We start from the raw sequence: 20645 nt of genomic DNA on the forward strand, positions 1-20645 counted from the left end.
CTCACGACATCGGTTCAGCCCCAGGAGAATTACAGTGAGCTCAACGGAAACCTCCACGACTCCCACCGATCGGGTGGTCGATACTTCCTACCCGTTCGCGCCCGTCCCGCCGCAGGACGCCGTCCAGCGGTATGTCGCTATCTCGGCCGATCGGCCCATGACCAAGATGACGATGCCGATCGGTGGCGACGTCTGGGTCATCCACCGGAACGCTGCGGCGCGAGACATGCTCAGCGATCCCCGTTTCGTTCGGAAGCCCTTCCGGACCGGTGAGCGGGCCGTGCCCTACTTCGTGGAGTTCCCGGACTTCCTGAAGTCCACGATCCAGTTCGAGGATCCGCCGCACCACACCAAGCTTCGCAAGCTCGTACAGAAGTCGATCTCGCCGAAGCGTGTGCGCGCCATGCGGGAATCGGCGGTCGAGTTCGCGAACGAGCTCATCGACGCCATGGTCGCCAAGGGTGACTCGGCGAATCTGGTGAACGACTATGCCGTGGCATTGCCGATCCAGATGCTGTCCAACCTGCTGGGCGTTCCGCCGGAGGACCGACCGAAGTTCCAGAAGTGGAGTGCCGCCACGCTCGCGGTGGCGAACATGCCCGAGGACGAGGTCGTGCAGAACATGACCGAGCTCTTCATGTATCTGACCGCGCTGATCGAGGACCGGCGCAAGAATCCCCGGGAGGATCTCCTCAGCGATCTGGCCAACGCGCCGGACAAGGACGATTCGCTCACCGACGGCGAAATCCTCCCCATCGCGATGATCCTGATCGTTGCAGGATTCGACAACACGGCGAACTTCATCTGCTCCGGGGTCCTGTCGCTCCTGAAGAACCCCGACCAGCTGGCGGTTCTTCTCGAGGATGTCGACGCCGTGGCCCCCACGGCGGTCGAGGAGATCCTCCGCAACGGCCGTATGTCCATCTACGACACCGTCGCAGGAGGCGGTGGGCTCGTTCCGTTCGTCGCCACCGAGGACGTGGAGATCGACGGCCAGGTCATCGCCGAGGGCGAAGCAGTTCTCGTGGATCCGGCTTCGGTCAATCACGACGGCATCGCCGTCACGGATCCCGGAACCTTCGATGTACGCCGGAAGGACAATCCGCATCTGACGCTGAGCTACGGGTTGCATCACTGCCTCGGTGCGCCACTGGCGCGGATGGAGATGCAGGTCGCGATCACCGAATTGTTCAAGCGACTCCCGTCCCTCAGGCTCGCCGGCGAGGCAGTGGTGGACGACGACAACCTCACCCAGCCCATCGTCGATCTCCCCGTGACCTGGTAGGGATCCGACATGCCCAAAGTCTTCTATGTCCAGCCCGACGGCACCGAGCGCGTGATCGACGGGGTGGCAGGTGATTCGGTGATGTCGACGGCGGTCCGCAACGGGGTGTCCGGAATCGTCGGGCAGTGCGGAGGTTCGCTGTCGTGCGCGACCTGCCATGTCTACCTCGCCGAGGAGGACCACCGCCATTTCGAGGCTCCGTCGGAGGACGAGGACGACATGCTGGACTGCACCGCCAGTGATCGTGAGGATTCGTCACGCCTGTCCTGCCAGCTGATCCTCCGCGAGGGTGTGGACCTGCACGTGACGATCCCGGACGAGCAGGCGTGAGATGACCGGATACGGTACGAGCACCGACGACCGGCCACGCAGCGTGGTCGTCGTCGGTGCCTCACACGCGGCGGTGCACCTGGCCGATCGGCTCAGGCTCGGAGGGTATACGGGACAGCTGACGTTGGTCGGTGACGAGACGCATCTGCCCTACCAGAGGCCACCGCTGTCGAAGGCGTGGCTGAAGGGTGAAGCGACGCCGGACCAGCTGGCGCTGCGTTCCGCGAATTACTACTCGGACAACGAGATCGAAATTCTGCTGGGTACGACGGTCCGCCGGGCCGAGCGTGAGGGCAATGGCGTCGCTCTGCATCTGGAGCAGTCCGACGGGTCCGTCGAGACGCGTACGTTCGATCGACTCGTGCTCGCCACCGGCGCGCGGGCGCGGCGATTGGCCGTCCCGGGTTCCGATCATCCGGATGTCCTGGTGCTGCGCGCACTCGACGACGCACGCCGGCTGGCGGAACGTGTTGCTGCCGGGCCGGTGGTGGTCGTCGGAGGTGGTTTCGTAGGGCTCGAGGTGGCCGCCACGCTGCGAGGCCTCGGTGTCTCGGCCACGGTCGTCGAGGCGGGCCCGCAGTTGATGGGCCGTGCTGTCGGAGCGGGAACGGCCGAGTTCCTGCTCGCGGCACACCGAGAGATGGGCGTGGACGTCCATCTCGATTCGAAACCCGTCGAGATCGCACTCGACGGTGATCGAATTCGTGCGGTCCGTCTCGACGACGGTCGTGAGATCGGCGCAGCCACGGTGCTCGTGGGTGTCGGCGCGGAACCGCGCACCGACCTCGCCGAGCAACTCGGACTCACCTGCGATCGTGGCATCGTGGTGGACGAGCGGTGTTCGACCTCGGACGGGCGCATCCTCGCCATCGGCGACTGCACCGTACAGGAGACGAACGAAGGAGCACGGTTCCGTCTCGAATCCGTCGACAATGCGACCGAGCAGGCCGAGGTGGCAGCCGCGACGTTGCTCGGAAACGAGGCGGCCGAACGGCCGGTGCCGTGGTTCTGGTCCGACCAGGGATCGTGGAAGCTGCAGATCGTCGGACTGGTCGGTGGCCACACGGATGTGCTGGTCCGCACCGATCCGAGCAAGCCGCGTCGCCGTGTCGCACTCTACTTCGAGGACGACCGGCTGCTCGCTGCCGAATGTGTCAACGCGCCTGCCGACTTCGTAGCGTTGCGGTCGGCGCTCGCGCGCGGGTACCGCCCGCCTCGAGAACTGTTCGCGGACGAGACGGTTCCGTTGAAGAAGCTGTTGAGCGCCGTCCGTTCGGCATGAGCCGACTGTCGAACCGGCCCGGCGTGCATACGCGCCGAGCCGGTCGTCATCTGTGGAAGGTGCGCGTTACGAGCCTTCGCGGGTGGTGTTCCGCAGCAGCATGTTCGTCCCCGCCTCGCCTCCGCGCCGGTGTTCGTTCATCAACGCGATCAGGCGCTCGTTGTCGTGGTCGGCCAGGGCGTCGATCATGGCGTCGTGTTCGGCTATCACGCGTCGTCGCACTTCGGCGTCGAAGAGATAGGCCGCGTGATACGGCATCGCGAGACGCCACAATCGGCGGATCTCCGACACGACGAGGCGCAACGGGGAGCGGTCGAACATCGCGAAGTGGAAGTCCTGGTTCGCGAGGCGCATCTCGAGCAGGTCCCCGCGTTCCGCCGCCTTCGCGACGCGCTCGCCCAGCATGCGGATCTCGGCGAGCGCGTCGGCGTCGAACTTCGGAAGGGACGCCAGTACCTCCCGCTCGAGGGCATGGCGCATCAGGTAGATCTGATCGAACTCGGACTGTTCGAGCCTGACGACCGCGTACCCGACGTTGCGACGGTGTTCGACGAGACCTTGCGAGGCGAGCTGGCGGAGTCCTTCCCGGATGGGAAGCCGGCTGACTCCCAGGCGCTCGGCCATCAGTTCCTGCCGGACCGGCTGGCCGGGCAGCAGGTCGCCGGTGACGATCAACCGCTCGATCTCGGTCGCGACCCATTCGGCGCCGCGAACTGCCGGGGAAGCACCGGTTCCGGCACTGTCACCTGCCTGCGTCGATCGTCGGCTCACCTCGCTCCTTCCTGCAGTCTCGCTCCGAGTCGTCTACGGCCGGGTCGGCTGTGAACGCCCCAACGCGCCCGCGGCACGCAGCGTGTCGACGGCCTCCGTGCCGTACCCCATCGAGTGGAGCACCGCCGCGGTGTCCGTTCCGAGGGGAACTGCAGTCCGGGGTATGCGTGTCGCGGTTCGTCCGAGCTTGATCGGCACACCCAGGCCACGATAGTCGACGGTGTCGATGAAGAGCCCACGGTGAACGGTCTGGGGAGCGGTCAGGGCCTGGTCGACGGTGTTGACCGGGCTGGCGGCGACGCCGGCGCGTTCGAGTTCGGCCGCGAGGTCGTCGCGTTTCCACCCGGCGATGAGTTCACCGAGCAGAGCAGCGAGGTCGTCGCGGTTCTGCGAACGCACGCCGTTGGAGACGAATCGTGGATCATCGGCGAGGTCCGGTCTGCCGAGGACGGTGACCAAGGAGCGGAACTGCCGGTCGTTGGCCGCGCTGACGAAGAAGTCGCCGTCGAGGGCGGCGAACACCTGGTACGGCACGACCGTCGGATGGTAGTCGCCGGTACGTCGAGGCACCTTCCCGCTGGAGACCCAGTTGGCTGCGTGGGGGTGTAGAAGCGAGATCACCGAGTCGAGAAGCGTGATGTCGACGAGCTGTCCGCGACCGCTGCTGTCCCGCTCCCGTAATGCGAGCAGGATGCCGCTGACCGCCATGTGTGAGGCGACGATATCGACGATCGGAACGCCGACGCGCAGCGGATTGCCGTCGGGATATCCGTTGACGCTCATCAAGCCACCGAAGGATTGCAGAACCGCGTCGTATCCGGGTAGGCCGCCCATCGGACCGTCGACTCCGAAGCCGGTCACTCTGCAGTACACCAGGCGGGGGTTCTCCTCGGCCAGCACGGTCTCGTAGTCGAAACCCCAACGGGCCATCGTGCCGGCTTTGAAGTTCTCGATCACCACGTCGGCGCCGCGCAGCAGGTGCGAGAGCACCTCGCGGCCCGCATCCGTCCGGAGATCGAGACAGATGTTGTCCTTGCTGTGATTGAGGCCGGCGTAGTATGCGCTGCTCTCGCCCGAATCGTCGAAAGGCGGACCCCAACCGCGGGTTTCGTCGCCCGACGGTGCTTCCACCTTGATCACCTCGGCGCCGTGGTCGGCGAGGGTCTGAGCCGTATACGGACCGGCGAGCACTCTGCTGAGGTCGAGAACTCGGAGCCCGGCGAGCGCACCGATCCCGGGGTTCCGATCGGCCGCTCGCCACGCGGCGCGACCGTCGATCACGGAAGCGTCGTCGACGGTCGTCGGTGCGGTCGTGTTTCCTGGGGGAGGGGAGAGGCTCATACCGGGTTCCTGTCCGTGGTCTGTGTGCTGTCGTCCTGCGCGCGGGTTCCGGTCACGACATCCCAGACGTCGATGCCGTCGTCCAGTATCCGGCTCGCCAGATCTTCCGCCCAGAACTGCTCGGAGCCGAACCGGTCCCGCCAGCTCCACAATGCAGTGGTGAAACGGCCGAGACGATGTTCGGAGGTGGTGCCGATGGCGCCGTGGATCTGATGGCCGGCGGCAGCCACGGAGTGCGCGGACATCGCGGTGACCACTTTCGCGGCTGCTGCCGCGAGCCGGCCGATCGCCGGATCGTCGTGCGCGGCGATCGCGGCGTCGACGGCGACCTCCATCATCGTGGTCCGGGCGGCGAGCCGAGCGAGTTGTTGCTGAACGGCTTGAAATTTCGCGAGTGAACGACCGAACTGGATGCGCTCGGACGCATAGCGAACGGTGTGATCCCGTACCGCCGCGGCCGCAGCCGCTGTGGCAGCTGCGTAGGCGAGAGCGCCACGGTGCAGGAATTCGGCGAGGGGCACCGGTGAACTTCCGTGGAAGACCACCGGCGTATCCCGGAAAACGATGTCGGCGTAGGAAACTCCGATCAGATCGGTGTCGGCCGATACCTCGGCGCCGCTCCCCGACATGGGTAGGACGGCGACGGAGGAACCGTCCGCACCGGATTCCGGGGGGAGGACCACGACGAGAGTGTCCGCATCGGCCGCATAGGGGACACCCGTCACCGTGCCGTCGAACAGCAGGGCGTCGCCGTCGCGGCGGATCGAGCAGTGCACATCACCTACTGCCGCGGTCGCGAACTCCGAGGTCGATACGTACCCCGCGGTGGCTGCGAGCCAAGCTGCGAGGATGCCGTGCTCGACGAGGGGCACCACTGCGCCGTGCCTCGCTGCGGTCGCCACGACCGCGAGTGCGTCGCCGAGTGTCGCGCCACCCCCACCTGCCGCTTCGGGCACGCCGACGGTGGCGAAACCGCCGTCGACGAGATGCCTCCAGAGCTCTTCGGACACGCCTTCCGACGGCGTTTGCGGATCGACTCCGACACGCTCGACGATCGCAGCGGTGGCCGCGGTCAGCTCGGTCGTCAACTCGCTCATCGAACCCCCAATCCGCGCGCGACGATCCCGCGCAGAATTTCGTTGGTACCACCCCTGAGGGTGAACACGGGTGTATGCAGAACGCTGTGGGCCAGCATGCGCGCGAGCGGATCGGTTCCACTGCGCCGGGCGACGAGACCGCTCGAGGCTCGCACGGCTTCGACCAGATCACCTTCGAAGGTCGACCCCAGATCCTTCACCATCGCAGCGAGTACATCCGGCTTACGGCCGGCCGTCAGTTCGGCTGCGACCTGCAAGGACATGCGGCGCAGCGCCCACGCGCGTGCGGTGAGAGTGCCCAATGTCTGCCGCTGTTCGGCAGTGGCCCCGGTCGCTGCGAGGTGGGCTGCCCATGCTCGCAGGAGAGGCATCGTGCTCAGATAGCGCTCGGGTCCGGAACGTTCGAACGCGAGTTCGCCCATGACCTGTGCCCAGCCGTTTCCGCGCCTGCCGAGCAGAGCCGACGCAGGCACCTGCGCGCCGTGGAAGACGACCTCGTTGAAATGGGCCTGTCCGTCGATACTCCGCAGGGGCCGGATCTCGATATCGGGATGCGGGAGGTCGACGACGAACTGGGACAGGCCCTCGTGGCGATCGCCCGGTTGTCCGTTGGTGCGGGCGAGCAGCACCATCGCGTGCGCGAGGTGGGCACCGGTCGTCCAGACCTTGGTTCCGGTGATCGTCCACGAACTGCCGTTGTCGACGGCGCGGGTGCGCACCGCGGCCAGATCGGATCCTGCGTCGGGTTCGCTCATGCCTATGGCGAAGAAGGCACGGCCCGAGGCGATTTCCGGAAGATACCGTTTTTTCTGCTCCTCCGAACCGTTGGCGAGGATGCTCGGCGCCATCTGCCGGTCGGCGATCCAGTGTGCGGCGACGGGAGCGCCGTGCGCGAGCATCTCCTCGCTGACGACGAAACGCTCGAGCGGGCTGCGTCCGTGTCCGCCGTATTCGACGGGGACCGTCATGCCCAGCCAACCTTGTTCGGCCACACGCGTACTGAAACCGGGGTCGAATCCGGTCATCCAGCTGTCGATGTCGGGTGCGAATGCGCCCGTGGCGATCTCGTGGGCGAGAAAGGCCCGTACCTCGGTGCGGAGAGCGTCGAGACGTGACTCCATCTCGTCGAGGTCTTCCGTGTGGGTGGCGGTCATGAGCGGCCCGGTCCGCGCGACGACCAGGACGCCCGGCCCTTGCGAGCCATCGACCACATCTGCACGCCGCGTTCGATCTCCAGTGCCGATTCCCAGCTCACGGCGGGCGGCCCCAGTTCGAGGCGTGCGCTCGTCATGATGCGTCGCGTCAGTTCGGGATCAGCGGCGGCCGTGCGGGTGAGCTCCTCGACGGTGGCCGGTATGTCCTCGGCGGCCACAGCGGTGTAGGCGAGTCCTCGCGCGACGGCTTCGGCCCCGGTCAGGGACTGCCCGCATGCTGCGAGCGCGATCGCCCCCGGCCAACCCATCGCCCGTCCCAGCAGCGAGATGTGGCCGCCTCCGGGATGGATGTTGCGGGCGGAGAATCCGCTGTCGAGGACGGTGTCCGGCGTGACCACCATGATGTCGGCGGCCATGGCGAGGTTCAGGCCTGCTCCCACGGCGCCGCCGATCACGACGGCGATCGTGGGTACCGGTAGCGAGCCGACTCGCACGAAGGCGTTGTAGACCGCCGACGTGCGTCGCACTGCTTCGGGAGATGCCGGATCGGCAGAAGAGGATGCGAGGTCGCGCGTATCGGCGCCGCTGCAGAAGTAGCTGCCATTGGCATCGACCACCACGGCACCGATTGTCGTGTCGGATTCGACCCGGTCGCAGAAGGCTGCGATCTCGGCGGCCATGTCCAGGGTGATCGCGTTCTTGCGGCGCGGATTGTTCAGGGTGAGGCGGGCGACGCCATCTGTGACGGAACAGAGAATCGGCTCGGCCGGGCCTGCACCCGGGTCCGAATCGGGTGAGATCTGGGTCATGCGGTGACCGTAGCAGATCCGATGCGCTTATTGGATCCAATATTGGTTGACAAAAAACGGTGTACTGCTGTGCACTGGGCCACACCACGATTCGTCGAATGTCGACGGGAAGGAGTACCTGTGTTCAGTCTCGAGGGACGTATCGCGCTGGTCAGCGGAGCGGGTCAGAGTGTCGGTGAGGGAATCGCGAAGGTTCTTGCACGGCAGGGCGCCTCGGTCATCGTCAACGATCTCTTCGCGGAACGTGCGGAGAAGGTCGCCGCCGCGATCGTCGAAGAGGGAAACGTGGCCGTCGCATCGGCGTTCGACGTCACCGACTACGACACAGTCCTCGGCCGTGTACGCGCGGCGGAGAAAGAACTCGGCGGGCACGTCGACATCGTCGTCAACAATGCCGGAGTGGCGGAGGGGCGGGTCATCAAACCGTTCCGCGAGCTGTCGCCCGAGGAGTGGCGTGCCCCCATCGATCTGAACATCTACGGCGCGATGAACTGCATCAAGGTCGCCCTCGACGGGATGTGCGAGGCCGGCTGGGGGCGGGTCGTCCAGATCTCCTCGGGGTCCGCGCGCACAGGTCAGAACATCAATCAATCGATGTATGCCACGGGCAAGAGCGGCATCGAAGGGTTCATCCGTCACCTGGCGGCCGAGACCGGGCAGTACGGTGTCACCGCGAACATCGTGGCGCTGGGTCATCAGAAGAACCTCGAAGAGAAGATGAGTGCGGAAATGATCGAGCAGATTCTCCGGACCATCCCGATCGGCCGTTTGGGTGATCCCATCGAGGTCGGCGCGTTCTGCGCCTACCTGGCCTCGAACGAGGCCGGTGGAATCACCGGTCAGACGCTGGACTTCAACGGCGGGTCCCAGACGCGATGACCGTGCGGAATCCGGATGCGCAGACGGTGCTCTCGCTCACCGCGCTCAGAGTTGCCGACCTGAAAAGATCGACCGAGTTCTATATCCGGGGATGCGGATTCGTGCACGACAAGGATCTGGAGACCCCGGCCTTCCGGGCGTCGATCGTCCGGGCCGGCGCTGCAGGTCTCGAACTCGTCCTGCCGACGAACGGTGACGCGCGGCTCTCACCGGAGCACGGCAACATGTTCGTCAAGATCGTGTTGAACACCGATGACGTCACGGGGGCGATGGCCGACGCGTGTAACCACGGCGGCGTCGAGGAGACACCGGTAACGGAGCTCGAGGCCTATGGAATGGTGATCGGCACAGTTCGCGATCCCGACGGCTACCTGGTGGAGTTCGTACAGCGCAACTGACACGACCTTGCCGAGGGAGGGCGGCTGTCGCGGGATGCTCATGGCCCGCGACAGCCGCTCGTCGCTCACTGCCGCGAAAGATCCGTTGCGACACAACGCTGCCAGATCTCACCGGCCAGAACTCGCAAGGGGCCGATCATCTTCTGATGATCCAGCACGCTCACGGGAGCACACACCGACAGCGCTGCAAGGTTCCCGTACATGTGATCGGGAGGACCGATGGACACCCCCACACAGGCTGTGCCGGGGAACGCCTCACCGCGGTCGAACGCGGCACCGCGATCACGCACCTGCGCCATCTCGTTGTCGAACCGGAGCGTCGCCGAAGGCGTAGTCGCCGAGTCGGTTCGAGCCCTGTCGGGCGTGGATCCGGCCGAGACGGTCGAGTACGCCATGATGACCTTGCCCAGGGCCGTCAGGTGCGCCGGCACGCGCTGGCCGACAGCCGTCGGCGTCGCGCCCGATGCGCGTCCGTTCACCTTGACCAGATAGACGGTATCCCCATGGTCCACGACTCCCAGCTGCACCGTGAATCCGGTCCGGTGCGCAAATGCATGCATGAGGGGACGCGCATGATGGAGAAGGCGGTTCTGATTGAGCGCCGCCTGGCCCATCTCGTATGCCTTCACCCCCAGCTCGTATGTCTGTTCGGGCGATCTGGCCAACCAGCCGGCAGTCGCGAGCTGTTCCAGCAGGCGGTGCGCCGAGGACCTCGGAAGTCCGGTGCGTGCCGTGACCTTGGCCAGCGTCATCGGGCCCGTGCTCAATGCCTCGAGAACCAGGGAGATCCGGTCCACCACGGACACGGGCAGACCATCACTGCGTGACGTACTCAATTCTTCCTCCTGACACCCCCGGTGTGACGCGCGTCACGGTACCTGCGATGTGCCGAGCGCGGCAAGCATGGGCAAACCGTGCCAGGCGCCCCTCCTTCCGTCGAAACTACCCTCCCGTTCTGCGGGAGACGGACATCACAGCGGCGTCCGGGTTCTCGATCCTGGTCATTGTGCGACGCGCGAGTTTGTCGCGATCGGCCGACCAGGAGGCACCGTGGATTCCATAGACACCGAAGATCAGGTTCGCATCATCGATGCCGGCACACCGCCGGAGCGGTACGCACGAGGTTGGCACTGCCTGGGGCTCGTGCGCGACTTCGCGGACGGCAAGCCTCATCAGGTCGACGCGTTCGGGACGGCTCTCGTGGTGTTCGCGGGTGAGGACGGCAAGATCAACGTCCTCGACGCCTACTGCAGGCATATGGGTGGGAACCTGGCACAGGGGACTGTCAAGGGCAACACCATTGCCTGTCCGTTCCACGACTGGCGCTGGCGCGGTGACGGCAAGTGCGCTGCGATTCCCTACGCCCGTCGGGTCCCCCCGCTCGCCCGCACACGGGCGTGGCCGGTGGCGGAAGTGAGCGGTCAGCTCTTCGTGTGGCACGATCCGCAGGGCAGCAAGCCGCCGGCAGAGCTGGCCATTCCTGAAATTCCCACCTACGGCGATCCCGGCTGGACCGACTGGGTGTGGAACTCGATCGAGGTGACCGGATCCCATTGCCGTGAGATCGTGGACAACGTCGTCGACATGGCGCACTTCTTCTACGTCCACTACGGAATGCCGACCTATTTCCGCAACGTCTTCGAAGGTCATACGGCGACCCAGGTGATGCGGTCGCGGCCCCGAGCCGATGCAGTCGGTGTCAGCCAGACCACCAATTACAGTTCCGAAAACATGTCCGACGCAACCTATTACGGTCCGTCGTACATGATCGACAAGTTGTGGAGTCCCGGTCGCGATCCCGAAGAAGCGCCGAACATCTACCTGATCAACTGCCACTATCCGATCTCGCCGACCGCTTTCCGTCTGCAGTACGGAGTGATCGTGGAGCGGCCGGAGGGAGTGCCCGCGGAAGAGGCGGAGCAGATCGCTCAGGCCGTCGCCAAGGGCATCGCGATCGGATTCGAACAGGACGTCGAGATCTGGAAGAACAAGTCGCGGATCGACAACCCTCTTCTGTGCGAGGAGGACGGTCCCGTCTACCAGCTACGCCGGTGGTACGAGCAGTTCTACGTCGACGTCGACGACATCCGACCCGAGATGGTCAACCGTTTCGAGTACGAGATCGACACCGAGCGCGCCCTGACGAACTGGCAGGCCGAAGTCGACGAGAACGTCGCCGCCGGGCGCAGTGCCTTCGCGCCGAACCTCACTCGTGCTCGTGAGACGGCCTCCGCCGAATCGGGATCCTGACCCGAAATTCCGCACTACTACCGATCCTCCGGGAGAAACCATGAGTTACGAAGTGCTCGACAACATCGTCGCAATTGCCGACGAGATCCGTGCGGAGGCGCACGATTCCGATGAACTCGGCCGACTGACGAACCGTATGGCCACAGGCCTGCGGCAAACCGGGATCATCCGGTTGCTCCAGCGGAAGAAGTACAACGGCTACGAGGCGCACCCGCGCGAGTTCGCCGAGACGGTGATGAAGACCGCGAGCATCTACGGTTCTGCGGGATGGGTCGGAGGAATCGTCGGTGTCCACCCGTGGCAGCTTGCGTTCGCCGACCCCAAGGTTCAGGACGAGGTGCTCGGTACCGATGCCGATACCTGGCAGGCGTCGCCCTACATGCCCGGGGGTATCGCAGTTCCCGTCGACGGTGGCTACCGGATGTCGGGCCGGTGGCAGTTCTCGTCCGGAACCGACCACTGCGAGTGGATCTTCCTCGGCGCAATGGTCGGTGACGAGGACGGAAAGCCGATCATGCCGCCGGTCGGTCTGCACGTCATCCTGCCGCGCTCCGACTACGAGATCATCGACGACTCATGGGACGTCGTCGGTCTCCGCGGCACCGGAAGCAAGGACATCGTCGTCAAGGACGCATTCATCCCGGATTACCGGGTGATGAAGGGCCAGGACGTAATCGACGGGACAGCCGCCAAGGAATACGGCGTCACCGAAACGTTGTACCGGATGCCGTGGTCGACGATGTTCCCCCTCGGCATCACCTCCGCCACCATCGGAATCTGCGAAGGTGTACTCGCCGCCGGTATCGACTATCAGCGCAGCCGTGTCGGTGCTGCCGGAACCGCCATCAAGGACGATCCGTACGTACTGCACGCCCTCGGGGAGGCAGCCGCCGAAATCGACGCGGCCCGGCAACAACTCCTTTCGAATGTCGACCGCATCTGGGACATCGTCGACGCCGGCAAGGAGGTCGACTTCGAGACCCGTGCCACGTCACGGCGCAATCAGGTGCGCTCCGCATGGCGCGCGGTCCGCGCGGCCGACGAGATCTTCGACCGGTCCGGAGGAAACGCGCTCCGGGTCGACAATCCCCTGCAACGCTTCTGGCGCGATGCACACGCCGGCCTGCACCATGCCATCCACGTGACCAGTACCACCTACCACGCGTCGGCCATGGCGTCCCTCGGAGTCGACGTTCCGGACGGGCCTCTCCGCGTGATGATCTGACACTTCTGCGTACTGGAAAGGAATTCTGTGACTGAGATCAAGGCACTCGGATACGTTCGTGTCCAGGCCACCGACATGGTCCGCTGGAAGGAGCTCGGCTTCGACGTGCTCGGCTTCGCGGAGGGCAGCGGTCCGGAGGACGACGCACTTCATTTCCGTATGGACGAACGTCCGGCTCGGATCACCGTCGAGCCCGGCGAGGTCGACCGCGTCACGGCGGTCGGATGGGAGGTCCGGGACGGTACGGCTCTGCGGTCCCTTGCGGACCGGCTGACGACCGCGGGGTACGACTTCGAGGCCATGCCGTTCGAGACATGCGAGCGACGACGAGTCGAAGGCGGACTGATCATGAAGGACCCGGGCGGTACACCGCTCGAGTTCTTCTTCGGACCGGCTCTCGATCACAGTCCCGTCATCACGCGCTACGGCCAGAAGTTCGTGACGGGGGCACAAGGCCTCGGGCACGTGGTCATGCCCACCACCGCGTTCGACGAGTCGTTCCACTTCTACACCGACGTGCTCGAATTCCTTCCGCGCGGAGCGTTCCGGCTGCCGACGCCTCCCTGTATGGACCCGATGCGGATCCGTTTCCTCGGTGTCAACCAGCGTCATCACAGTCTGGCTCTCATGCCCAGCCCCGAGGATCGAGATCCGGGACTCGTTCACGTGATGGTGGAGGTCGACTCGCTCGACGCAGTCGGTCGTGCCCTGGATCAGGTGACCGCCCGGGACTTTCCGGTGTCGTCCACGCTCGGTCGCCACACCAACGACAAGATGGTCTCGTTCTACGTTCAGGTTCCCGGCGGATGGGACATCGAATACGGCACCGAGGGCATGCTCGTCGACGAGACCTACTACACGGCCGAAGAGATCACCGCAGACAGCTATTGGGGCCACGAATGGTTGTGGGCCAAGCAGATGAAGGAAGCCGCAGTATGATTCCCGAGACTCCTTCGAGCGACGTCGACGCCGTCGTGATCGGTGCCGGCATCTCCGGGCTGTACGCCGTCTACAAGCTCCGCAAGCGCGGGATGACCGTCCACGGTTTCGAATCCGCTGCGGGAGTGGGAGGGACCTGGTTCCACAACCGCTATCCGGGTGCCCGCTGCGACGTCGAGAGTATCGACTACTCGTACTCCTTCGACGAAGACCTGCAGCAGGAATGGACGTGGTCCGAGCGGTTCGCCACGCAGGAAGAGATCCTTGCGTACCTCGAACACGTCGCAGACCGGCACGACCTGCGAAATGCCTTCGAGTTCCTGACACGGGTGGTCTCCACCGTGTACGACGAGGAATCGGCGCTGTGGACCGTCACCACCGACACCGGACGATCGGTGACCGCGCGATTCTGCATCATGGCCACGGGGGTGCTGTCGGCCACGAACCGGCCCGACATTCCCGGCCGCGACACCTTCGCCGGTGAGTCCTACCACACCGGTGAATGGCCGCATGAGCCTGTCGATTTCGCCGGCAAACGTGTGGGTGTGATCGGAACGGGATCGTCGGGCATCCAATCGATTCCGGTGATCGCCAAGGAAGCCGACCACGTGTTCGTCTTCCAACGCAGCCCCAACTACTCGATCCCCGCCGGCAATCGCCCGCTCACCGCAGAGCAGATCGCCGAGGTCAAGGCTTCCTATTCGGAGCGACGGCGTCTGGCGCGAATGAGCGGTGGGGGCACGCCGTTCACTCCGTACCCGAAGGGCGCGATGGAGGTCGACGAAGCCGAGCGCCGCCGAGTGTACGACGAATGGTGGCAGCGCGGCGGCTATCTGTTCGCGAAAGCGTTCCCCGATCAGACGACCAGCATCGAGGCCAACAACAGCGCGCGCGAGTACGTCGAGGCGAAGATCCGCGAGATGGTGAAGGATCCGGAGATCGCCAAGCAACTCATTCCGACCGATCATCCCATCGGGACGAAGCGCATCGTTACCGACGACGGGTACTTCGAGACCTTCAACCGCGACAACGTCACGCTCGTGAACCTGAGAGCCACACCGATTGTGGAGATCACCGAAGACGGGGTGCGCACGAGCGAACAGCACTATCCGCTGGACATGATCGTGTTCGCCACGGGGTTCGATGCCATGACGGGTGCGCTCGCACGCATCGATATCCGGGGCCGCGCGGGACGTACCCTCCGCAAGGAATGGTCTGCAGGACCGCGTACCTATCTGGGGCTCGCGTCCCACGGTTTCCCGAACATGTTCTTCATGGTCGGCGCAGGAAGCCCGAGTGTGCTCGCGAACATGGTGCTGATGGCGGAGCAGCAGGTCGACTGGATCTCCGACTGCCTCGACCATCTCGACGCGCACGACGCGGCTTCGATCGAACCGACGGCGCAGGCCGTCGACGAGTGGATCGCCGAGTGCAACGAGAAGGCTGCGGGAACCCTGTTCCCGTCGGCGAACTCCTGGTACATGGGTGCCAATATTCCCGGCAAGCCCCGGGTCTTCATGCCGTACATCGGCGGTTTCGCGAACTACGGCAATATCTGCGCCGAGATCGCGGCAGCCGGGTACAAGGGATTCGAGATCGTCGACCGAAGGGCACTCGGGACCTCCGCCGCAGATTCTTCGAAGGGAGCACGGCTGTGACCGAGACCATCTCTGCCAATGCGGATATAGGGGAGCGCGAAGCCCGTCTGCACGCTGCCATCGACGTGTGCGATCCGGCGCCCCTGTTGATGTCGATGGTGCACGCGACCGGCGACGTCGCACTGCTGGACGAGTTCGCACCGCGCCTGACGATCACAGAACCGGGCAACCATTACCGCACCGGAACGCGGCCGGTGACACCTCCGGGACAGTATCCGGACGACGTGATCGCGGACATCCGGGAGCGCGCCCACGAAGTGCTCACGCCGGATGCGCAAGATCGGCTCGGTGTTCCCGACCCCGAGCTGTTCCTGCGCATGGCTGCCGTTGCGACCTCGGAGCGGGTCGACGAGGAATTCGTTCCGATTCTCCGCGAGCAGGCCGGTTTCGTCCTCTCCGAGCGCTGCGTCCCGGTCACACGGAAGCCGTCGCCGGAATTCTCCGTCATCGTGATCGGTGCCGGGATCGTCGGCATCAACGCAGCGATCAAGCTCGGCGAGGCCGGCTTCACCTATCGCATCTTCGAAGCACGCGACGAGATCGGCGGAACCTGGTCGCGTAACACCTATCCCGGTGCTGCCGTCGACACGCCCAGCCACTACTACTCGTACTCGTTCGCGCTGAACCCGGATTGGTCCAAGTACTATCCGACCGGTACCGAGTACCAGAAGTATCTGAAGGGTGTCGTCGACACCTACGGGCTCGCCGAGCACATCTCGTTCCGCACGAAGGTGCAGTCCGCGCGATGGCTCGAGGATCAGCACGTATGGGAGGTCACCGTCGAGTCCGCCGACGGAACTCGCGAGGTGCACCGCGCGAAGGCCGTCGTGACAGCGTTGGGGATGCTCAATTCACCGAACATTCCGGATGTCGCGGGTATGGATACGTTCGGCGGCACCATCGTGCACACCGCCGAGTGGGACGACACCCTCGACCTCACCGGTAAACGGGTCGTCGTGCTGGGCACCGGGTGCACGTCCGTCCAGGTGGTCGCGAGCATCGTCGACCAGGTGAAGACGCTCGACGTCGTGGTCAGGTCGCCGCACTGGATCGTGCCGGAAAAGGCTGTCGTGAACGAGGTCCCGGACGGGGAGAAGTGGGCGCTGGCACACCTTCCGCGGTATCACGAGTGGTTCCGACTGCGTTCGTACTGGTTCGCCTCGGACAACCTCTACGTGATGCCGCGCATCGATCCGGAATGGGCGAAGACGCATTTCTCCGCTTCACCGGCCAACGAGATGGTGCTCCAGACGGCGTTGAACCATCTGCGTACCCACTTCCCGGATCGTCCGGAGCTGGTAGAGAAGCTGACACCGGACTTCCGCCCCTACAGCAAGAGGATCGTCAAGGACCCGGGCTTCTACGCGGCACTCACGCGTGACCATGCGACCTTGCATCGAGCATCGTTCCGGGAAGTGACACCGAAGGGCGTGATCACCACCGAGGGCACGTTCGTGCCGGCCGACGTCATCATTCTCGCGACCGGCTTCAAACTGGAGTTCACGACGTCGATCGACATCGTCGGGGTGGGCGGACGTACCCTCGCCGAGGAGTGGAAGGGCGGCGACGACCCCCGCGCATATCTGGGAATCCAGGTGTCCGGCTTCCCGAATCTGTTCGTCACTGCGGGACCGAACTCGGCGCCCAACCACGGTGCAGGCCACAACATTCTCAGCGAGGAACACGTCCACTACATCGTCGAGTGCCTGCAGTACCTCGTGGAGAACGGGCACGATGCGATGGACGTGCGACAGGACGTGCTCGAACAGTACAACCGCAAGGTCGACGAGGCGCTGGACAAGACCGTGTGGGTGCATCCCGGTACGGAGACCAACGGCTACTACCGGAACAGTGAGGGGCGCGCTGTCGTGCCGTGTCCGTGGCGGCTGGTCGACTACTGGACCCTGCTGCGCGCGCCGAACCCCGAGCATTTCGAGTTCTCGGCGCCGGCGGAGGGTCGGGAAGGTCCGTCATGACAATGCAGGAACTGGCCTGTGACCGATGTGGACTCGGGGTGCTGGTCGAGAAGTTCAGCCCTGCTCATACGTCGGTCCAGTGGGAATCCGATACGTCGGAGTGCCCGGTGATCTCCCAGGGCGACCCGGCCACCGGAGTCCACCGCCGGGAGTGCAACGCGCTTCGGGACAGTATCGATCGCGCGGTCGCGCGAAGTGTACTCACCGAAACGCACCTCGACCTGCCTTCCGGACCGAATCTGCCGCGACTGCACTGAAAGCACGGAAACGGCCCCGCCGCGAAACTTCGCGGCGGGGCCGTTTCGGCGTGTTCTCAAGCCGGGGAATCGATTACCAGCGGGCACCGCGTGCCCGTGAAGATGCTGGCTGCGCACCGGTTGCAGTGGATGCACAACGACCGTGTGTCGCGATCCCGCTGGATCTGTGCGATCAGATCCGGTTCGCGAAGCAGTGCTCGGGCCATCGCGACGAATTCGAATCCTTCGCGCATCGCGACCTGCATTCCGTCGAGATCGGTGATGCCCCCGAGGAGTACGAGTGGGAGGTCCAGTTCGTCGCGGAACTGACGGGCGTACTCGAGGAAGTACAGGGGTTCGTACGGATAGTGCTGGAAGACGAAGTTTCCGAACATCTTCATGCCGAGTTGCAGGATCGGAATCTGGGTCTCGGCCATTTCCCGGAGCGGTACGTCGCCGCGGAACAGGTACATCGGGTTGAGCAGCGACGACCCGCCGGTCAGTTCGAGTGCATCGAGATGCCCGTCGGACTCGAGCATCTTCGCGAACGGCAGGGATTCGTCCAGCCAGAGCCCGCCCGGCACCCCGTCGGCCATGTTCATCTTGGCGAGGACCGCTATCTCGCCGTCTGCCGCTTCGGCGACCGCGGCGAGAATGCGCCGTGCGAACTCGGCACGGTTGGCCAGGGATCCGCCCCAGCGGTCCTTACGGCGGTTCACCTTCGGGCTCAGGAACGAACTGGCGAGGTAGTTGTGCCCCAGGTGGACTTCGACCGCGTCGAATCCGACCTCTCGGGCGTACCGCGTCGCCTGTCCGTGCGCGGCGATGATGCGGTGGATGTCGTCTTCGCTCGCCTTCCGGTCGATGCTCATCGACAACGGGTTCGGGCGCGCCGACGGCGCGAGCGAGGGGAGTCCGTTCGATCGGGAATTGGCGACGGGACCCGCATGCCCGATCTGTGCCGATACCTTCGCTCCGGTGGCGTGCACGGCGTCGGTGAGGCGTCGAAGTCCGTCGAGGGCTTCCGGACGCCAGTAGATCTGGTCCTTTTCGGTACGCCCTTCCGGTGCGACTGCAAGGTAGGCGACGGTGGTCATGCCGACCCCGCCTTCACCGACCTTGACGTGAAAGTCGATGAGACGGTCGCTGACCAGGGCGTCGGGGGCGGCACCCTCGAAGGTCGCGGATTTGATGACTCTGTTGCGCAGGGTGATCGGTCCGAGACGCGCAGGTGCGAGTGGGTCGACCGTAGGCGCGGTAGCCGATTCGGGGGGAACTGTCGACATGATGATCTCCGGATTCTCGGGCTGTGAGAAGGGTTTCAAGGGAGTAGTGGCGTAGAGCGAGGAACGATGTCCATCCAGCGCAACATCGCGTCGACGGCGTCTGCGGGATCCCCGTGGGCACCGTCCTCGGCCCATTCCGTCAACGCTGCGAACGATGCGGCCTGGTATGCGGTCGCGAGGGCGCGAGCGATCGCCGCCGGGACTTCGGGAACCCGCCGAGTGATGTAGCCGGCCAGTTCGGTGATCCACGGCCGATACGCCTCGGAAGCCATCGCGGCCAGTTCCGGTGTGTCCGCGATGAGTCGCAGCCATTCGGGGCCGACTCGCTGCACGCTCGGGCGGTGCGACACGGATTCGCCGATCGCCGTTCGGATGGCTTCCGCCATCGGAACCTCTTCGGAGGTGGTGGCGAGCGATTCGCGTAGGCGGTCGGTTGCGGAGGCGACGCCGATCCAGGCGATAGCGGATTTGGTGGAGAAGTGCCTGATCAACGTGCGAGCGCTGATACCGGTCGCTTCTGCGAGATCGTTCCAACTGGTGTCCGCGTATCCCTTCCGGGACCAGAGCCGGAAGGCTGTCTCTGCGATTGCTCCCGGGTCGATCACCGACGGGCGGCCACGTTTGCGCCCGGCTGCCGACTCGCTCGATGTCGTTGGCGGGTCGGAGGTTTCCTGACGCATATTCCGAGAACACCATTTTTGGCATAGTCTGTCAAATATCCGCCGCTGGGGATGGCGGCGCACCGAAACTCGAAGGGCGGGACATGGGCGTATACGCGGTGACGGGATCCGCATCCGGAATGGGCCGGGCAGTTGCGGAGCGACTTCGCACCGACGGGCATACCGTCATCGGTGTCGATATCCAGGAAGCGGAGGTCGTCGCAGACCTGTCGACGACGCAGGGCAGGAAGCGAGCGTGTGAGGCGGTACTCGAGGCTTCCGGCGGTCGGCTGGACGGGGCGGTACTCGCTGCGGGCCTCGGGCCGTCGCCGGGGGTGGACCGACCTCGGATGATCGCGGAGGTCAACTACTTCGGGGTCGTCGACCTCCTCGAGGGGTGGCGCGAGGCTCTCGCGGCTGCGACCGATGCGAAGGTGGTCGTCTTCTCCAGTAATTCGACCACCACCACGCCCGCCGTTCCCGCGCGGACGGTCCGAGCCTTCCTGCGGGGCGACGCCGACAAAGCGGTCCGGTCGGTTCGGTGGTTCGGCAAGGTTGCTCCGTCCATCATCTACGCGGCTTCGAAGATCGCAGTCAGCCGGTGGGTTCGACGCACGGCGGTACGGCGGGAATGGGCTGGTGCCGGTATCCGGCTGAACGCTCTGGCTCCCGGCGCGATCATGACACCGTTGTTGGAGAAGCAGCTGTCCACGCCGTCCGAAGCGAAGGCGATCCGCTCGTTCCCCGTGCCCGTCGGCGGCTTCGGGGACGCCGAGCAACTCGGCGCCTGGGTGGTTTTCATGCTGTCGGACGCCGCGGATTTCCTCTGTGGCAGCGTGGTATACGTCGACGGCGGTTCCGACGCATACTTCCGTGCCGACGACTGGCCCAGGTCGGTTCCGGTTCGTCACCTACCGTCCTATCTGATGCGGTTCCGTCGACCCGGGAGGTAGCCGGCGTTCCCTCCCACGCAGCGGGAGGGAACGGTCCGCCCGTACGTGCTGCGACATAGCTTCGGAGTGGTTCGACGAGAAGTCCGAGCACACAGACGAACAGGCAGCAGGAACCGA

Annotated in this window: 19 protein-coding genes and 1 pseudogene; 11 read left to right on the plus strand and 9 right to left on the minus strand. The window is 65.1% G+C overall.

Features of this window, described 5'->3' with window-relative positions:
* Positions 1–34 precede the first annotated feature (34 nt).
* The 3 genes from ACNJ7K_RS26240 to ACNJ7K_RS26250 are packed head-to-tail and all read left to right on the plus strand — an operon-like array spanning position 35 to position 2897.
* Positions 35–1285, plus strand: a complete 1251-nt coding sequence (locus ACNJ7K_RS26240) for a cytochrome P450 (protein ID WP_487042516.1) — start codon at positions 35–37, stop codon at positions 1283–1285.
* A 9-nt stretch (positions 1286–1294) separates the two neighbouring features.
* Positions 1295–1615 carry a 2Fe-2S iron-sulfur cluster-binding protein gene (locus ACNJ7K_RS26245; RefSeq protein WP_487042517.1) on the plus strand — a complete coding sequence of 107 codons (321 nt, stop codon included), beginning with the start codon at positions 1295–1297 and terminating at the stop codon, positions 1613–1615.
* 1 nt (position 1616) lies between these two features.
* Positions 1617–2897 carry an NAD(P)/FAD-dependent oxidoreductase gene (locus ACNJ7K_RS26250; RefSeq protein ID WP_487042518.1) on the plus strand — a complete coding sequence of 427 codons (1281 nt, stop codon included), beginning with the start codon at positions 1617–1619 and terminating at the stop codon, positions 2895–2897.
* A 66-nt stretch (positions 2898–2963) separates the two neighbouring features.
* Here ACNJ7K_RS26250 and ACNJ7K_RS26255 read toward each other — a convergent pair whose 3' ends face one another.
* The 5 genes from ACNJ7K_RS26255 to ACNJ7K_RS26275 are packed head-to-tail and all read right to left on the minus strand — an operon-like array spanning position 2964 to position 8069.
* On the minus strand, positions 2964–3668 hold the full coding sequence (locus ACNJ7K_RS26255) for a GntR family transcriptional regulator (protein WP_487042519.1): 705 nt from the start codon (positions 3666–3668) through the stop codon (positions 2964–2966).
* 33 nt (positions 3669–3701) lie between these two features.
* Positions 3702–5009: a CaiB/BaiF CoA transferase family protein gene (locus tag ACNJ7K_RS26260; protein WP_487042520.1), complete on the minus strand. Its 1308-nt coding sequence runs from the start codon at positions 5007–5009 to the stop codon at positions 3702–3704.
* Positions 5006–6106 carry an acyl-CoA dehydrogenase family protein gene (locus ACNJ7K_RS26265; RefSeq protein WP_487042521.1) on the minus strand — a complete coding sequence of 367 codons (1101 nt, stop codon included), beginning with the start codon at positions 6104–6106 and terminating at the stop codon, positions 5006–5008. Before ACNJ7K_RS26265 ends, ACNJ7K_RS26260 begins: the two co-directional genes overlap by 4 nt.
* Complete coding sequence (locus ACNJ7K_RS26270) at positions 6103–7260, minus strand: acyl-CoA dehydrogenase family protein (RefSeq protein WP_487042522.1); 1158 nt, start codon at positions 7258–7260, stop codon at positions 6103–6105. Before ACNJ7K_RS26270 ends, ACNJ7K_RS26265 begins: the two co-directional genes overlap by 4 nt.
* Complete coding sequence (locus ACNJ7K_RS26275) at positions 7257–8069, minus strand: enoyl-CoA hydratase-related protein (protein ID WP_487042523.1); 813 nt, start codon at positions 8067–8069, stop codon at positions 7257–7259. Before ACNJ7K_RS26275 ends, ACNJ7K_RS26270 begins: the two co-directional genes overlap by 4 nt.
* 120 nt (positions 8070–8189) lie before the next feature.
* Here ACNJ7K_RS26275 and ACNJ7K_RS26280 point away from each other — a divergent pair, with 120 nt between their 5' ends.
* Positions 8190–8948, plus strand: a complete 759-nt coding sequence (locus ACNJ7K_RS26280; RefSeq protein WP_487042524.1) for an SDR family NAD(P)-dependent oxidoreductase — start codon at positions 8190–8192, stop codon at positions 8946–8948.
* The gene (locus ACNJ7K_RS26285; protein ID WP_487042525.1) at positions 8945–9346 is read left to right on the plus strand and encodes a VOC family protein; all 402 of its coding nucleotides are present in this window, start codon (positions 8945–8947) and stop codon (positions 9344–9346) included. The genes ACNJ7K_RS26280 and ACNJ7K_RS26285 overlap by 4 nt, the downstream gene beginning before the upstream one ends.
* A gap of 65 nt (positions 9347–9411) precedes the next feature.
* Here the strand turns inward: ACNJ7K_RS26285 and ACNJ7K_RS26290 are convergent, their stop codons facing one another.
* A complete protein-coding gene (locus tag ACNJ7K_RS26290; protein ID WP_487042526.1) occupies positions 9412–10152 on the minus strand; it encodes an IclR family transcriptional regulator in 741 nt (246 codons plus the stop codon).
* Positions 10153–10396: 244 nt separating this feature from the next.
* Here ACNJ7K_RS26290 and ACNJ7K_RS26295 point away from each other — a divergent pair, with 244 nt between their 5' ends.
* Genes ACNJ7K_RS26295 through ACNJ7K_RS26315 form a run of 5 tightly spaced genes read left to right on the plus strand, consistent with a single transcriptional unit; the run spans position 10397 to position 17394 of the window.
* Positions 10397–11596 (plus strand): 3-ketosteroid-9-alpha-monooxygenase, oxygenase component, encoded by a 1200-nt coding sequence (locus ACNJ7K_RS26295; RefSeq protein WP_487042527.1) that lies wholly within the window; start codon positions 10397–10399, stop codon positions 11594–11596.
* Between the two features lie 40 nt (positions 11597–11636).
* Entirely contained in the window at positions 11637–12821 is a 1185-nt protein-coding gene (locus ACNJ7K_RS26300; protein WP_487042528.1) for an acyl-CoA dehydrogenase family protein, read from the plus strand.
* 27 nt (positions 12822–12848) lie between these two features.
* A complete protein-coding gene (locus tag ACNJ7K_RS26305; RefSeq protein WP_487042529.1) occupies positions 12849–13760 on the plus strand; it encodes a VOC family protein in 912 nt (303 codons plus the stop codon).
* Positions 13757–15418: a flavin-containing monooxygenase gene (locus ACNJ7K_RS26310; RefSeq protein WP_487042530.1), complete on the plus strand. Its 1662-nt coding sequence runs from the start codon at positions 13757–13759 to the stop codon at positions 15416–15418. The genes ACNJ7K_RS26305 and ACNJ7K_RS26310 overlap by 4 nt, the downstream gene beginning before the upstream one ends.
* Complete coding sequence (locus ACNJ7K_RS26315; protein ID WP_487042531.1) at positions 15415–17394, plus strand: flavin-containing monooxygenase; 1980 nt, start codon at positions 15415–15417, stop codon at positions 17392–17394. Before ACNJ7K_RS26310 ends, ACNJ7K_RS26315 begins: the two co-directional genes overlap by 4 nt.
* Positions 17395–17707: 313 nt before the next feature.
* Here the strand turns inward: ACNJ7K_RS26315 and ACNJ7K_RS26320 are convergent, their stop codons facing one another.
* The 3 genes and pseudogenes from ACNJ7K_RS26320 to ACNJ7K_RS26330 all read right to left on the minus strand — a co-directional run.
* Positions 17708–18916 carry an NADH:flavin oxidoreductase gene (locus tag ACNJ7K_RS26320; RefSeq protein ID WP_487042532.1) on the minus strand — a complete coding sequence of 403 codons (1209 nt, stop codon included), beginning with the start codon at positions 18914–18916 and terminating at the stop codon, positions 17708–17710.
* Positions 18917–18951: 35 nt separating this feature from the next.
* Positions 18952–19302, minus strand: coding sequence for an acyl-CoA-like ligand-binding transcription factor (locus tag ACNJ7K_RS26325; protein WP_487042580.1), 351 nt, complete (start codon positions 19300–19302; stop codon positions 18952–18954).
* Between the two features lie 84 nt (positions 19303–19386).
* Positions 19387–19710 (minus strand): annotated as a pseudogene (locus tag ACNJ7K_RS26330) (helix-turn-helix domain-containing protein); the annotation flags it as partial.
* Between ACNJ7K_RS26330 and ACNJ7K_RS26335 the strand changes: the two are divergent.
* A complete protein-coding gene (locus tag ACNJ7K_RS26335; RefSeq protein WP_487042533.1) occupies positions 19680–20528 on the plus strand; it encodes an SDR family oxidoreductase in 849 nt (282 codons plus the stop codon). The pseudogene ACNJ7K_RS26330 and the gene ACNJ7K_RS26335 sit on opposite strands and share 31 nt — an antisense overlap.
* Positions 20529–20645: the final 117 nt, after the last annotated feature.

Source organism: Rhodococcus shunpengi (assembly GCF_048381395.1).
GTDB lineage: Bacteria > Actinomycetota > Actinomycetes > Mycobacteriales > Mycobacteriaceae > Rhodococcus.